This window comes from Cytophagales bacterium (genome assembly GCA_019456305.1).
Lineage (GTDB): Bacteria > Bacteroidota > Bacteroidia > Cytophagales > VRUD01 > VRUD01.
The window spans coordinates 34,649-49,800 of the sequence record VRUD01000026.1 but is presented as its reverse complement, the minus strand read 5'-3'; the positions used below and the strand labels follow the sequence as shown (position 1 = coordinate 49,800).

The 15,152-nt window shown below is 35.7% G+C and carries 13 protein-coding genes; 10 read left to right on the top strand and 3 right to left on the bottom strand.

The features are described 5' to 3' along the window. Together FVQ77_07440 and FVQ77_07435 are read left to right on the top strand one after the other, a co-directional pair. Positions 1-731 (top strand): hypothetical protein (locus FVQ77_07440; protein MBW8050158.1); only part of this gene is annotated, 731 nt, incomplete at its 5' end. 36 nt (positions 732-767) lie between these two features. Beyond that, entirely contained in the window at positions 768-2,744 is a 1,977-nt protein-coding gene (locus FVQ77_07435; protein MBW8050157.1) for a tetratricopeptide repeat protein, read from the top strand. Here FVQ77_07435 and FVQ77_07430 read toward each other — a convergent pair. Further along, a complete protein-coding gene (locus FVQ77_07430; protein MBW8050156.1) occupies positions 2,676-2,897 on the bottom strand; it encodes a hypothetical protein in 222 nt (73 codons plus the stop codon). The genes FVQ77_07435 and FVQ77_07430 overlap by 69 nt on opposite strands. Here FVQ77_07430 and FVQ77_07425 point away from each other — a divergent pair. After that, a complete protein-coding gene (locus tag FVQ77_07425) occupies positions 2,830-3,981 on the top strand; it encodes a type IX secretion system membrane protein PorP/SprF (GenBank protein ID MBW8050155.1) in 1,152 nt (383 codons plus the stop codon). The genes FVQ77_07430 and FVQ77_07425 overlap by 68 nt on opposite strands. 241 nt (positions 3,982-4,222) lie before the next feature. On the opposite strand, the gene FVQ77_07420 is transcribed toward FVQ77_07425, so the two are convergent. Further along, positions 4,223-5,929 carry a hypothetical protein gene (locus FVQ77_07420; GenBank protein MBW8050154.1) on the bottom strand — a complete coding sequence of 569 codons (1,707 nt, stop codon included), beginning with the start codon at positions 5,927-5,929 and terminating at the stop codon, positions 4,223-4,225. A gap of 93 nt (positions 5,930-6,022) precedes the next feature. On the opposite strand from FVQ77_07420, the gene FVQ77_07415 reads away from it, so the two are divergent. The 3 genes from FVQ77_07415 to FVQ77_07405 all read left to right on the top strand — a co-directional run bounded on the left by FVQ77_07415 (position 6,023) and on the right by FVQ77_07405 (position 9,547). Next, positions 6,023-6,568 carry a TlpA family protein disulfide reductase gene (locus tag FVQ77_07415; GenBank protein MBW8050153.1) on the top strand — a complete coding sequence of 182 codons (546 nt, stop codon included), beginning with the start codon at positions 6,023-6,025 and terminating at the stop codon, positions 6,566-6,568. Between the two features lie 518 nt (positions 6,569-7,086). After that, positions 7,087-8,226: a DNA-protecting protein DprA gene (gene dprA, locus FVQ77_07410; GenBank protein MBW8050152.1), complete on the top strand. Its 1,140-nt coding sequence runs from the start codon at positions 7,087-7,089 to the stop codon at positions 8,224-8,226. 148 nt (positions 8,227-8,374) lie between these two features. Beyond that, positions 8,375-9,547 carry an alkaline phosphatase gene (locus FVQ77_07405; GenBank protein ID MBW8050151.1) on the top strand — a complete coding sequence of 391 codons (1,173 nt, stop codon included), beginning with the start codon at positions 8,375-8,377 and terminating at the stop codon, positions 9,545-9,547. Between the two features lie 424 nt (positions 9,548-9,971). Here FVQ77_07405 and FVQ77_07400 read toward each other — a convergent pair whose 3' ends face one another. Continuing rightward, positions 9,972-10,904 carry a hypothetical protein gene (locus FVQ77_07400; GenBank protein MBW8050150.1) on the bottom strand — a complete coding sequence of 311 codons (933 nt, stop codon included), beginning with the start codon at positions 10,902-10,904 and terminating at the stop codon, positions 9,972-9,974. A 190-nt stretch (positions 10,905-11,094) separates the two neighbouring features. Between FVQ77_07400 and serC the strand changes: the two genes are divergently transcribed. The 4 genes from serC (at position 11,095) to maf (ending at position 15,118) form a co-directional block, all read left to right on the top strand. Then, entirely contained in the window at positions 11,095-12,177 is a 1,083-nt protein-coding gene (gene serC / locus FVQ77_07395) for a 3-phosphoserine/phosphohydroxythreonine transaminase (protein ID MBW8050149.1), read from the top strand. Positions 12,178-12,216: 39 nt separating this feature from the next. Next, positions 12,217-13,170, top strand: a complete 954-nt coding sequence (locus tag FVQ77_07390; protein MBW8050148.1) for a 3-phosphoglycerate dehydrogenase — start codon at positions 12,217-12,219, stop codon at positions 13,168-13,170. Between the two features lie 65 nt (positions 13,171-13,235). Next, complete coding sequence (locus FVQ77_07385; protein ID MBW8050147.1) at positions 13,236-14,486, top strand: DUF1015 domain-containing protein; 1,251 nt, start codon at positions 13,236-13,238, stop codon at positions 14,484-14,486. 8 nt (positions 14,487-14,494) lie between these two features. Continuing rightward, positions 14,495-15,118: a septum formation protein Maf gene (gene maf / locus FVQ77_07380; protein MBW8050146.1), complete on the top strand. Its 624-nt coding sequence runs from the start codon at positions 14,495-14,497 to the stop codon at positions 15,116-15,118. The last annotated feature ends 34 nt before the right edge of the window (positions 15,119-15,152 follow it).

Sequence of the window (15,152 nt, the reverse complement as noted above, 5' to 3'; positions counted from 1 at the left end):
ATACATATAATCAAGGAGGAACATTTACTGTTACCCTTACAGCTTGTGAATATACTTCATATGATACTTGTATTTCAGTACAGAGTGCTACAATAACAATTTATCCGTTACCAGTAGCCTTGTTTATTCCCCCACCAACACAGGTTCTGATTGGCAACCAGGCGTGTTTTAATAATAAATCACTAAATTACGTTCAATTAGAATGGGATTTTGGTAATGGCAAAACTTCTAATTTAACTGATCCCGTTGTGTGTACAAGTTACTCACAAGAGGGTACCTATGATGTAGAATTAATTGCAACGAGTAGTGGAGGATGTAAAGATACGTTTAGATTAATTTCAGCAGTAACGGTTATAAAAGGTACTAAATTATTAATTCCAAACGCATTTACAGGATTAGCAAGCGGTTCATCAAATGGAGAAGAAAATGTTGATCCAACTCTAACAAATATTAGTACGGCAGAAAACCAGGTTTTTTATCCATATATAGTTGGCATATTGAAAAGTTATGAAATGCGAATATTTAATAAATGGGGTGAACTGATATTTGAAAGCCACGAGGAAACAGACTGCCCCCCTGCCGATCCTGACGGATTAAAAAACTGGAAGGGCTGGAATGGATTTTACAGAGGGAAAATGGCCAAACAAGATGTTTATGTATTTACAATTGATGTAGTATTTTGTAGTGGCGATGAATTATCTAAAACAGGTTATGTGATGTTACTTAGATAATTTGTAAATTAGAAAATTAACAAAAAAATCAACGTAATGTATTCTAAAAATATCTCTTACATATTATTGATAACTATTTTGCTTACAACCGGCTTTGGGAAAGTTGGGGCACAAAATATTAAAGAAACTGTTGATTCTTTAGCTACAGATGTTGTTTTCTTTACAATATGGTCAGAAGACGATAAAGCCATTATTTATTGGGTAACATCCTCTGAACACAATAACGATTATTTTACCGTACAGCGAAGTAATGATGGCGTAAATTTTGAAGATTTAATTAATATTGATGGCGCTGGAAATAGCAGTGTTGCACTATATTATACGGTAGTTGATACAAGTCTTTCACCTAAAATCCCTTACCCATACTATCGCTTAAAAATAGTCGATTATGATGGAAAAGCAGCATATTTGCCGGCGTTAGCGCTATATTTTTTCACGGATAAAAATTTACTACAAAATGGTGTTATTGCAAATACAGACTCAATAAGTATAAACAAAAGGGAAAAAAAGCTTAGCACTAAACTTGCAGACTATTATTTTGATGGGGGGCTTTACCAGCGTGCACTTCCTCGTTATATATCTTTATATAAAAATGATATCGCGAATGCCGAATTAAATTATAAAATCGCAATTTGTTATTTATATACCACGAAATATCATCAGCAGGCGATAACATTTTTTGAGAAAGCTATTGAGGCAGGTAAAACCGATGTCTATTTTGACCTGGGATTAGCATACCATTTAGACAGCCGTTTTGACGATGCCATTAAGGCATTTCAGAAATACAGAAATTCTTTAACTGTTAAAGAATATAAGAATTCTGACGTTAACAGATATATTGAGATTTCAAAAAGAGCCAAACAAATGATTGCAAATCCTGTAGATGTGAAAATTGAAAACCTGGAGGAAAATATTAATTCTCCCTATGCCGATTATGTACCGGTAATTACAGCAGATGAATCTGTGATGATATTCACGTCAAGACATGAAGAAAGTACAGGGAGATTATTAGACCCCAACAATGAATATTTTGAAGACGTTTACATATCTTATAAAAAAAACGGAGCATGGACTAAAGCTGAAAAAATTGATACAAATATAAATACAAATACACATGACGCCTGTATTGGCCTGTCTACTGATGGCCAGGAGCTTTTTATCTATAGAACTGATGAAGAACAATTGCTTACCGGTGATATCTATGTTTCCAGTTTAAAAGGAACTTCATGGTCAGTTCCAAGAAAATTAGGGAGAAATATAAATACCAATTGGCAGGAATCAAGTGCAAGCATGACGGCTGACAGAAAAGTTTTGTATTTTTCAAGCGACAGACCAGGAGGATATGGAGGCAGGGATATATATAAGGCAGAGGCGGATCCAATTTATGAATGGGGACCAGCTCAAAATCTTGGCCCCACTATTAACACTCCATATGATGAAGATGAGCCTTTTATACATGTGAATGGCAAAACATTATATTTCGGCTCACAAGGTCACAATACCATGGGCGGTTTTGATATTTTCAAGTCTGAGTTAGGTGAAGATGGATTATGGAGTGAGCCGGAAAATCTTGGTTATCCTATTAATCATGTAGGTGATGACCGTTTTTTCGTTATCTCTGCAAGCGGTGAAAGGGGCTATTATTCATCCGATATGAAAGGCGGTTTTGGAGGACACGACATCTATGTTGTACACATGCCCACTAAAATGGTTGACCTGATCGTAATGAAAGGCGTAATCAGGTCATCTGAAACAAAAGAACCCTTGGGAGCGACAATCATGATGATTGACAATGAGACAAGGAAAACAGAGGGAATTTATCATTCGAATTCTTCAACGGGACAATATATGCTGGTAATACCTCCCGGAAAGGTTTTTGAAATGACAATATTAGTGAAAGGGTACAAACCCTATCATTCAAACTTTGTATTAGAGGGGGAAAATTCATATAAAGAAATTGTTAAAGATTATGAACTTAAGCCGTGGCAGAGCGGAGTACCTGATGAGCAATAGTACGCAGTAGACAGTAGACAGTAGACAATAGACAGTAGACAATAGACAATTGAATATTGATAGTAAACAATATAACAATTTAAAAATGAAACGACTTTTACAACATATAGCCCATTTCCGGTTGTCAATTGCATGTTTTTTCTTCTTTGTCAACTGTCAACTGTTCCCGAGTATCTGGATCAACTGTTTTTCTCAGGATCCGCAATTTTCCCAGTTCTATGCAGCTCCCCTATACCTGAACCCTGCACTTACAGGCACAACACCTTTCGCAAGGTTGGTCGTCAATGCCAGAAATCAATGGAAAAAAAATGTAAACCGTTTTGATTCAAGGGCCGTCTCACTGGATATTAATGTCAGAAAATGGAAAAGTGGTTTTGGATTTTTGGCTACAAGGAGTTACGCAGGAGTTGACAAGCAATGGTACGATGCTATAGGCATTGGTAAAAGTGTAAAGTTACAGAGCCAAACCAATCTGGGTTTTCTGTATTCATACATGCTACCAATTGCCCGGCATTGGTATGCAAGGGGTGGATTGAATTTTTCATACACGTTTAGAAGTTATGATTTTAGCTTGCTCACGTTTAGAGATCAATTTGGCGTTGGTGGCACAATCTCTCCTCTTACACAAGAAGACCGAGGTAGTGATAAGATAAGATACTTTGATTTTTCTGCCGGAGGATTGACGTATTCAAATTTTACCAGGGATAATGCTATTAATTATTGGTTTGGTATTTCAGCGAATCATCTAACCCTGCCCAATCAATCTTTCGTGGAAACTAAAAGTGTTTTACCATTGAAAACAACCTTCCATGCAGGCGCTAAAATACCAATAGGCAGTATTATAGCCAGGAAGAAGAATAGCCAAAGTATTTCCCCGGCAATCAATTACAAGATGCAGGGAAAATTTGACCAGTTAGATCTAGGGATCTATTGGAATTATCGTCCTGTTATGTTTGGAGTTTGGTACAGGGGGCTTCCGGCTATTAAAAAAGATGCTGAAAAGGATGTGCACCATGATGCACTTGTTTTCATGGGAGGAATTAAAGAAGAAAATCTGCTGGGATTTGATAATGACCTGATCATAGGATTTAGTTACGATCTTACAATTTCAAAACTTAGCTCTACTACTACCGGCTCCTTTGAAATTGCAATTATTTACGAATTCATGCTTTATGGCTACAGTAGGGCAAAGAAGCCTAAATTCAAGGAAATGGTTATCCCTTGTCCGAAACTGTAAACACAGATTACGAGAAGTCAGGAGTTTCTGAACTGTAGCGCGATATTTATATCGCGGGATATATAATTTTACCACGAAATAAATTTCGTGCTACAATAATTTCGTATAGTTTATCAGCAATTTCTATTGCCAATTCTCATATCCTCCTGTCCGTTGCTTTTAAGTAAAAAGTAAAAAGTAAAAATAGGGAGGCAGTTTTTTTCATTTTAAATTTTCTTTGTCTTTGGATTTACTTTTATTTTCATTTAAAAACTGCCAACCCACCCGACAAAGTTCCAATCCATTTATAATCGTTTTCATCAATTAATATTGACCATATCTTATTATGTGGAAGCTGTGAATTTGATTGATCATAGACCTTCCAGTTGGTACCATCATATTTCACCAATCCCCCACCCCATGTACCGATCCATAGATTTCCACCTTTGTCAAAGGCAAGCGCACCAATTGAGTTGATGGGCAATCCTGAATTTAATTTATTATATACAATACATTTCTCACCTGGCTGTCCATCTGCCTTTAATTTCACCAATCCATTACCTGTTGCAACCCACTTATTACCAATAGTATCAATTGCGATAATTCCTACACCGCCCTGGGTAGGTAAACCGGAATTTTCCTGGTTATAAACAGTGCATTTTACTTCATCAAAACTTGCTAATCCTCCATAATAAGTTCCAATCCATTTAAGTCCTTGTTTATCAATCGTGACTGACCCAATTTCATCATCAGGTATGCTTGAATTTGAAGTATTATAAATCTTCCACTTATCAGGGGATCCCTCGCTATCACCCTGAACAAACTTCATTAATCCTGCTTCAGACCCAAACCATTTTATTCCTTTTTCATCTATTGTAACAGATTTGACAGGATTATACACATAATCCTGTGCAGATGGATTTGATTTTTGATAAATTGTCCACATTTTTTCTATTTCCCCATCTGGGTCAAACCTGGCAATGCCATCATCGGTTGCGATCCACACCTTTTCACTTTTGTCTATGGCTATTGCATTTACATATTCGTCAGGAAGCTCACAATTCAATGTATTATAAACGGTAAAATCTTTACCGTCAAACTGAACCAGCCCCCTGCTGGTTCCGATCCATTTATTACCTTTTCCATCTATTGTAATTGCTCTGATATAATTGTCTGGAAGTCCGGAGTTGGTGGTATTATAGATGACCCATTTTTTTTCAGCCTCAGGCAACTCTATTTTTTCTTCCGCTGTTTTTTCTTCTGCTTCTGCCACTTTTTCTCTCTCTTCTCCCGCTGCTCCTTCTACCACATCTTCTCTCTCTTCTCCTACTGCTCCTTCTACCACTTCTTCTCCCTCTTCTCCTGCTGCTGCTATAGTTTTGTCGGCAGATTGAGTTTCCTCAAACTGTCTTAGCCTCGAATTAAATTCTTCTTTTACCTTTAAAAACTGAGCTTGCTCCTGCTCAAACATCTTTTTCTTTTCTTCAAAAAATTTCATTTGTTCTCCAAAGTCATTTCTTTGCGCTTCTAACAAATCAATCTCTTGTTCACTAGGTTCAGGCGTCACATTTTTTTGAAAAATGTTTTGTTTTGTCTCTTTAATACTATCTAACTGAACCCTAATTTCCAATTCTTTACTGCTTAATTTATTTTCTCTGGCATTGAGTTCTTTCTCCCTGTTATCCAACGTAAGAGCAATTATTTCAAGTTCTTTTTTAAAATTAAAAAGTTCTTCTTCCTTTTGTTTGATTTTCTGTAAAAAAAGAGGATCCGGGAAGGGCTTATCTTCCGTTACTTCGGTACTCCTCGTAATCGTCAATTCAATGTTAACCAAACTATCTGCTATTGACTTTTTTACGTGGGCTAATGTGTCAATAATAGTTTCTTTCGCTATTTTTTCCTTTTCTTTGTGTTCCGATTCACAGGAAAAAAAGATTATAATAACCGCCCAAAATAATTTATTTTTCATTTTTAATTTGTTATTAGTCTAAAAATATATCCCAAAGAAAATATAATTTTTTTAGAATTCATAGAAATAAATAAAAATTCTTATATTTACAAAATGAAAAAAAGTATATTCTCAATTTTAATTGCCATATATGCTCACTTTGTTTTCGCCCAAGATGCCATTGATTTTTATTTTGTCAATCCTAAAGGGAAAAAGACCTTGCTGAGCAGCCTACAAGGTAAAGTAGTTATACTGAACTTTTGGGGCACATGGTGTGCTCCCTGTATTAAAGAAATTCCAAAACTTAATGCTTTAGTTGATAAATATAAAGAGAAACCAGTAGAATTCCTCGCAATCACCACTGAAGATGAAGAAAAAGTTTTCAACTTTTTCAAAAATAAAGATGTGATCTTTAAATTTCAACAGATCACTAATGAACAAGAGCTTATTAACAAGTACTCTAATTTTGATAGTGAGCAATGGAATAAAGATGCTTTAAAGCAAATTGTTACCGTTCCGCTTCATGTAATAATAGATAAAAAAGGTAAAGTAATTTTTTATCACAAAGGTTCTTTGGAAAGAACTTTAAAAGATGATGAAATGAGCAATTTTAATTCTAACATAATTTATAAATATATAGAGAAGGCATTAGATGGATAGCTGTTAGCTTTTAGCTATTAGCTGTTAGCTGTTAGCAATAGATTTGATAACACAAAATCAAAATGAAGAACTTTAGAAGATTGAAAATTTGGGAACGAGGAATGGAATCTGTTAGCTTTTAGCTATTAGCTTTTGGCTTTTAGCTAACAGCCAACAGCTAACAGCTAACAGCTTTTTGAAGGGTTGCATGAAGAGCAACGCATGATCAACAGTTTCATTATTATACTGAAATTAACAGCTAACAGCTAACCGATAATGGTTGATGGGAATATTCGGTGTATCCTTTATCCGTACATCAAACATCTTACATCTAATAAACTAGCTATTAGAATGCAACGCCATCAAACTTCCTTCCGAATCGTAAAAAAGGGCATAATACCCGATTTTTTTATCAAATTACACAAAAATTATTAATAACATTTAATTTTACGTATTCAACCGATCTAAGCCTTGTTACCAGAATCTGGCAAGCCCCGCACATAAGTTATGTGCGGGGCAAGCAGTAACCAGTTTATTTGATGAATGACAAGTTGTTATATGAAGTTGCACTAGGCTTGCTTTCAGGAATCGGAAATATGCTTACCAAACAATTAGTAAGCTATTGCGGTTCAGCTGAGGCAGTATTCAAAACACCAAAAGGCAAATTATTAAAAATTCCAGGGATTGGGGAGCACCTGGCAAAGGTAATATTAAATCAAAATGTGCTAAAACTTGCAGAAAAAGAAATTAATTTTGCCAGGAAGTATGATATAGAACTGATATTTTACACTCACCAACGTTACCCAAAAAGGCTTAAACAAATTATTGATGCCCCGGAGTTAATTTACTTTAAGGGTAATACAAACCTGGATAATACGAAAGTTGTTAGTATAATAGGAACACGGCAGGCAACAGAATATGGAAAAAGAATTGTAAATGAATTAATAGAAGAATTTACTCAATTCAATGCCCTGATTGTAAGCGGTTTAGCTTACGGTATTGACATAACTGCACATAGACGTGCATTGTATCATCACCTTCCTACAGTGGGAGTAATGGCAAGCGGCATAGACATTATCTATCCTGCTGTGCACCGGAACACAGTAGTAAAAATGCTTGAAAATGGCGGCATTCTTACAGAATATCCCTTTGGTAAAAAACCCGATGCGCCCCATTTTCCTACAAGAAATCGCATTATCGCAGGATTGGCAGATTGTATCATTGTAATAGAAGCCGGAAAAAGAGGAGGAGCACTCATCACAGCCGAAATTGCCAATAGCTATAATAGAGACGTATTTGCTGTACCCGGTAATATCGGTGAGAAATTTTCAGAAGGCTGCAACAATCTTATAAAATCGCATAGAGCAAATTTACTAACATCAATTGAAGACATCAAATATGTGATGAACTGGGTTACAAAACAAGAAAAACTTTCCTCAGGTCCTGGTAATAACCGGGACAAGGGAACTAATAATCTGAGTTATTCGTTTGATATATCAAAATTAACAACTGATGAAGTAAAGATCTATGAATTGCTGAAAGAGGCGGGAGAAATGATGATTGATGATCTCAGCATAAAAACGCAATTACCTATAAGTAAAACAGCTTCGCTTTTGTTGAATTTAGAATTTCAGGGTATCGTTAAAGTCTTGCCTGGGAAAAAGTTTTCTATTAATTAGTAAATGTAAGCAAGAAAGTGGAGATTTGGCAGCTTATTTACAGATTAAATAGAATATGAAAAAAAAAATATTCCTATCCCTTTATTTACACAAGATGGTAAATATTGCATGGTTGCATGGTTGTATGCATCCATGCAATCATGCATTCATGCATTATAATTGTACTGACACAAAAAAGCGAATAGTCATTAAATTTCTTTTTTATCTGTGCTTGTGCATTTTCATCTTTTCTTGCAATACAGATTCAAAAAAAATACCCCGAATACCCGGGAATAAAAGTGATGAACAGGCAGCATTTGAATCTAATCCAGCAAACAAACAGGCAAAAAATATTATTTTCTTAATTGGTGATGGGATGGGGCTAAGCCAAATTTATGCCGGACTGACAGCAAACAGAGGTTCGCTTAACTTAGAACGGATCAAATACATAGGATTGTCTAAGACCAATTCTGCAAATAATTATATTACAGACTCAGGCGCTAGTGCAACAGCATTTGCTACCGGGAAAAAAACCAATAATCTGTCAATAGGTGTTGACATAAATGGTAAGCCATTACCAACGATCCTTGAAATAGCTGAAGCTCATGGCCTGGCTACCGGGTTGGTAGCAACAAGCTCCATCACGCATGCGACACCGGCAGCTTTTATCGCTCATCAACCACACAGAGAAATGTATGAAGCAATTGCTGCAGATTTTTTAAAAACAGATATAGATGTATTTATTGGCGGTGGCAGCAAACATTTTAACCAGAGAAGCGATGGTAAAAACTTAATTGATAGCTTAAAAGTAAAAGGTTACCAGGTTCTTTTTGATATTGATGCCATTGCTCAAATTGATAGCAACAAACTGGCAGGTTTTATTGCTGAAGACCAGCCAGTTAAAATGTCAGAAGGCAGGGGAGACTATTTGTCTAAAGCAGCAATGACAGCGATCAATATATTGAATAACAATGAAAAAGGATTCTTTTTAATGATAGAAGGCTCGCAAATAGACTGGGGAGGCCATGCAAACGATGTTCAATATATTATTGATGAAATGCTGGATTTTGATAAAGTAATTGGGTTGGTATTAGATTTTGCCCGGCAAGATGGTCAAACATTAGTTGTTATCACTGCTGACCATGAAACCGGAGGACTGGCAATAAATGGAGGTGATTTTTTATCCGGAACAGTAAATGGTACTTTTACTACAACTAATCATACAGGAGTGATGGTACCGGTATTTGCTTATGGGCCTGGAGCAGAAAAATTCACAGGGATATATCATAATAATACTATATTTGATAAATTTATTAAAGTATTTGGGTTTAATGATGATTAATAGTTCAAAATTTTGAATTTTGAACTTTAAATTGTAAGATTGCTGATAATAGCTTGAAGTAAGAAATTGGATTAATGAATATTTGATAATGATCAATGGTTCAATGAAGTATCCCCAAAAAAAGAAAACTAAAATCTATTCTAACTGGAGAATAATCTATGGCTTTTTATTAGGAACTTCTTTTGTTTTAATAACCTGGAGTATTGAACTCAATATGTTGATTGGGAACCCCTTTCGTTTTTTTATTTTTAATGTTAGAATTTTGCATATTGATCCTCTGCAATGGTTCATTGATCTGGGAGTTTTTCTGTTAGGGTTATTTACATTTATTATTGGCGTAATAGTTAACTACAGGGTCCTTAAAATACGAAGGGAGAAAAGAAGAATAAGTCATAAAACACGGTAAAGTAAATAATTTTTCCTATTATGTGATAATCCCACTACGAATCGACTCTATCATTTCAATGATCTGCATAAATAACTCATCAGAGATATTTATAGTCGTTGTACTATTATCTACTACTGCCATCTTTCCATCTACTTCCGTAAAATCAGGTTCAGCGTAATGATACACGATCTCTACCTGGTCATAAAGATTTTTCAGTTTCATAAATTTATTAAGTAATTTTCTTACATCAGGGTCAACCTGGTAGACAGATAAAAGCAGCATGATGTTATCAAGGGTTATTTTCTGTTCACCTACCCTTTCTTTTAATTCATCATTACCGCTTTGCTTAGCTACCTGTGATAAGAGGTATATAGATTCTAACCAACCCCCGGTAAGCATTAAGACACTTAACTTTAATTGATCTTGCTCACGTAAATATTTATTCATCCTTTCGTAATTTACAGTAGTCATATATAATAACGAATCTAAGTTTTCACTGTTTAGAGCCACCCTTTTGATTGAATTAAAGTCAAAAACATGACCTATCGAAATTTCATTAGCAAGTTCATAGACAAGATTCAGGTACTCTATCACATCTCTTCTCTGTGCATATATGTTTGTATAGCCAAGATCTGCTCCATAAGTACCAAGATTTATAGCTTTCTTATAGCTTGTTATATATTTATTTTTGTTATCTGCAGGATTTAAAATATTATAAGAATAACCAGTACCAACAGCTTTAAGAAGGTAAGATATTTCTACAGGTGATGGGAAAGAATTTAGAATACTTTCAATTATTTGATTAGACAGGTCTGGGATATTTTCTACTGATACTATTAAATCTCCCACGCTTTCTACATCATACTCCCGTGCTATTTTTTTCTCTTCGTTATTATTAAAACCACAACCTGTTAAAAATAGGGTTAAACTAACGATTAGGATTACAATGATTTTTCTCTGAAAATACATGTTATTAAATTTGTAATGAATTTTATTATTCTATTATAAAATTATCGCTTAAAATATACTATCTTTACACCGTTTAAAAAAGTAATAGATATAGACAGTGATTATCTAAAATGAATAAGCAAAAACAGTTTAATATCACTATTTATTTATATTTCTTTAACAGGGTTTACGAAAAAAAATTAATATTGTTATGAAAAAATACAATTTTAATCCGGGTCCTTCGCTTTTGCCCGGTTACACTATAGAAAATTCGGCAAAAGCTGTGAATGAGCTTTACAATAGCGGATTGTCCATTCTCGAAATTTCTCATAGAAGTAAAGAATTTACCGGGATAATTGAAGAAGCTACAACGCTTATAAAAGAATTACTCAATGTGCCGGACGGGTATTCCGTTTTGTTCCTGCAAGGCGGTGCAAGCCTGCAATTTTGCATGATCCCATATAACCTTTTAGATGAGGGACAAACTGCAGCATATCTTGAGACCGGTTCATGGGCAAAAAAAGCCATCAAAGAGGTTAAGTTTTTCGGCAATGTAAATGTTGTCGCATCTTCTTCCGACTCAAATTACAACTACATCCCCAAACAGTATGATCTGCCGGAAAATGCTGCCTATTTTCATATCACCACCAATAATACCATTTTCGGCACCCAGATCTATGAAGATTATAATGTGAATATTCCATTAGTTGCCGACTTCTCATCAGACATATTTAGCCGTACTGTTGATGTATCAAAATATGCGCTCATTTATGCAGGAGCTCAAAAGAACCTGGGACCAGCCGGAGTTACATTAGTGATCGTTAAAGATGAAATTTTAGGAAAAGTGAAACGGGAAATTCCAACTATGCTGGATTACAGAACACATATAGAAGGCGGTTCTTTATTTAATACGCCCCCCGTATTTGCGATTTATGCCTCTTTACAAACCTTAAAGTGGCTAAAAGAGCAGGGAGGGTTAGCTGAAATGGAAAGAAAAAATATTGAAAAAGCTGATTTGCTTTACGAAGAAATCGACAAAAACCCATTATTCAAAGGAACAGCAAATAAAGAAGACCGTTCTAAAATGAATGTCACTTTCATTATGGACAATCCTGATCTAGAATCAGAGTTCCTGGCGCTCGCTGCCGAACATGATATTATTGGAATAAAAGGGCATCGGTCTGTAGGCGGTTTCAGAGCTTCTATATATAATGCTATGCCTCTTGAAAGCGTTGAGGTATTGGTTGATGTGATGAAGGTTTTTGCTGGGAAACATGAAGTAAGTGAGGTCTAAATTTGAACAGGAAAAATAAAGAATAAATAAAAAACATATATGAACAAAATACTCGCAAATGACGGCATAGACGACTCCGGGAAATCAAAATTACAGGAAGCTGGTTTTCAGATTGATACAGATAATATCGCCCAGGATAAATTGGAAGATGCCCTGAAAAGCTACGATGCGGTTTTGGTACGCAGCGCCACTCAGATCAGAAAAGAGATCATTGACGCATGTCCTGATCTGAAATTAATAGGCAGAGGAGGGGTTGGAATGGACAATATTGATGTGGAATATGCAAGAAGTAAAGGAATTGAAGTTATCAATACGCCTGCTGCGTCTTCCTTATCTGTTGCCGAATTGGTATTTTCGCATCTGTTTGGCCTTGTAAGATTTTTACCTGATTCTAACAGGCAAATGCCCTTGTTTGGTTCTTCTGACTTTAAATCACTCAAGAAACAATATTCCAAAGGAATCGAATTATGTGGTAAAATGCTTGGGATCATTGGACTTGGAAGGATCGGCCAGGAAGTAGCAGGTATTGCTTTTGGTATAGGAATGAAAGTGTTAGCCTGCGATATAATGCTAAATGAAACGAATATTGAGCTTCAAATAGCCCAAGAAAAAATCTCTGTTTCTTTGAAAACTGTAAGTATGGAACAAGTATTAAAAGAAAGCGACTTTATCTCTATGCATGTTCCTTTTAAAAAGGGAGAAAAACCCATGATTGGAAAGGCTGAATTTGAAAAAATGAAAAATGGTGTGTACATCATCAACTGTGCCAGGGGTGGATGTATAGATGAAAGCACCCTGATAAAAGCATTGGATAACGGCAAGGTTGCTTATGCAGGGATTGATGTTTTTGAAGAAGAACCTACACCAAAACCTGAACTTCTGAAGCACCCCAAAGTGTCATTGACTCCACATATTGGCGCTTCTACTATTGAGGCACAGGAAAGAATAGGGTTGGAATTGGCTGATAAGATCATTGAGTTTTTTAATAAATAATTTTGATTTACGAATGACAAATTTTCTACTTCATACTTCGTACTTCGTACTTCGTACTTTCTTACATGGCTATTATAAAACCCTTCAAAGGCGTAAGACCCATCAAAAAGCATGTGCATAAGGTAGCATCAAAACCTTACGATGTACTAAACTCGGCTGAAGCAAGGGTAGCGGTTAAGGGAAATCCTTACTCTTTTTTGCATATTATAAAATCGGAAGTTGATCTGCCCGAAGATGTAAATCCCCACAATCAGGCTGTATATGATAAAGCAAAAGACAACTTTGATAAGTTTATCTCAGATAGCATCTTGTTCCAGGAAAAAGAGGAATGTTATTATCTTTATCAGCAGGTTATGGGTATGCATCGGCAAATTGGACTTTTTTGCTGCTCAGGCATTGCAGATTACAGGAAAAACATCATCAAAAAACATGAACATACACGCCCTTCAAAAGAACAGGACAGGATAAACCATATAAAAACTACCAGAGTACATACAGGGCCTGTATTTTTAACCTATCCTGATGTTTCCGAAATTGGCGAATTAACCAATAACTATATTTCCAACAATACACCCGAATACGATTTTACCGCAGATGATGCTGTTCAGCACACCGTATGGGTGATAAATGACAAGTCAACTATAGATAAGATCACCAAATTATTTAAAACCAAAGTACCCTTCACTTACATCGCTGACGGGCATCACAGAGCAGCCTCCGCATATAAAGTGAGCGATGAAAGAAAAAATCTTAATCCGGACCATACCGGAAATGAAGAATACAACTATTTTCTAACCGTTCTGTTTCCTGCAAACCAATTAAATATTATTGATTATAACAGAATTGTAAAAGATTTGAATGGTTACTCCGAAAAAGCGTTCTTAAAAAAAATATCAGGGTATTTTATTATAGAGCGCATTGAAAAAACCCAGATAAAACCTGTAAAATATCATGAGTTTGGGATGTATTTAGCTCATAAATGGTACGCTTTAATTGCAAAGGATGGCACTTACAAGAATGATGACCCTACTGGCGCCTTAGACGTAAGCATACTACAAAACAATATTTTATCTTCGATTTTAAATATTAACGATCCTAGAACTGACGAAAGGATTGACTTCGTGGGCGGTATCAGGGGATTGGAAGAACTGGAAGAACGCGTAGATAGTGGAGAAATGGCTGTGGCTTTCGCATTATATCCTGTTACGATAAAACAACTCATCAATATCGCTGATTCAGGTAAAGTGATGCCTCCAAAATCTACATGGTTTGAGCCGAAGTTGAGAAGTGGAATAGTTTCGCATTTGTTAGATTAAATCAACCTATGGAATTTAACCTGAACCGACCTCTGATCCTCGCCTCCAATTCCCCAAGAAGACAACAAATATTAAAAGAAGCAGGATTTGATTTAGTGGTAAAAACAAAACCTTCAAATGAAGATTATCCTTCCCATCTTAAAATAGAACAAGTAGCTGTTTATCTCGCGGAATCAAAAGCCAAAGCTTTAAAAGATGAGATCACTAAAGAGATCGTTATTGCGGCAGATACGATTGTTTGCTTACCTGCCCGCCAACACGATAGCTCAAGCCAGGCAGGCGGGAATGATGAGATATTAGGGAAGCCACGAAACAAAAGTGAAGCATTTGAAATGCTAAAAAAGCTCTCAGGGTCTAAACATGAAGTGATAACAGGGGTGTGTTTATTGAGTAGGGATAAAGAAATTTCCTTTTATGATAAAACAGAAGTCTGGTTCAGGGAAATAAAAGAGGCTGAGATCAATTATTATATAGAAAATTATAAGCCTTTTGACAAAGCAGGAGGCTATGGTATCCAGGAATGGATCGGGTTGATCGGTATAGAAAAAATTAATGGCTCCTATTTCAATGTGATGGGGTTACCGGTTCATAAAGTTTATCAGGAGCTAAAGAAGTTCGCAGTTGACAATTGATTCCCCCGGGTACTCTGGGGAATCAACATGCTGT

Excerpts from the sequence above, each read along its gene's own strand:
- FVQ77_07435 (MBW8050157.1), top strand. The coding sequence starts at position 768 with ATGTATTCTAAAAATATCTCTTACATATTATTGATAACTATTTTGCTT.
- FVQ77_07425 (MBW8050155.1), top strand. The coding sequence starts at position 2,830 with ATGAAACGACTTTTACAACATATAGCCCATTTCCGGTTGTCAATTGCA.
- FVQ77_07420 (MBW8050154.1), bottom strand. The coding sequence starts at position 5,929 with ATGAAAAATAAATTATTTTGGGCGGTTATTATAATCTTTTTTTCCTGT.
- FVQ77_07415 (MBW8050153.1), top strand. The coding sequence starts at position 6,023 with ATGAAAAAAAGTATATTCTCAATTTTAATTGCCATATATGCTCACTTT.
- dprA (MBW8050152.1), top strand. The coding sequence starts at position 7,087 with ATGAATGACAAGTTGTTATATGAAGTTGCACTAGGCTTGCTTTCAGGA.
- FVQ77_07405 (MBW8050151.1), top strand. The coding sequence starts at position 8,375 with ATGCATTATAATTGTACTGACACAAAAAAGCGAATAGTCATTAAATTT.
- FVQ77_07400 (MBW8050150.1), bottom strand. The coding sequence starts at position 10,904 with ATGTATTTTCAGAGAAAAATCATTGTAATCCTAATCGTTAGTTTAACC.
- serC (MBW8050149.1), top strand. The coding sequence starts at position 11,095 with ATGAAAAAATACAATTTTAATCCGGGTCCTTCGCTTTTGCCCGGTTAC.
- FVQ77_07390 (MBW8050148.1), top strand. The coding sequence starts at position 12,217 with ATGAACAAAATACTCGCAAATGACGGCATAGACGACTCCGGGAAATCA.
- FVQ77_07385 (MBW8050147.1), top strand. The coding sequence starts at position 13,236 with ATGGCTATTATAAAACCCTTCAAAGGCGTAAGACCCATCAAAAAGCAT.
- maf (MBW8050146.1), top strand. The coding sequence starts at position 14,495 with ATGGAATTTAACCTGAACCGACCTCTGATCCTCGCCTCCAATTCCCCA.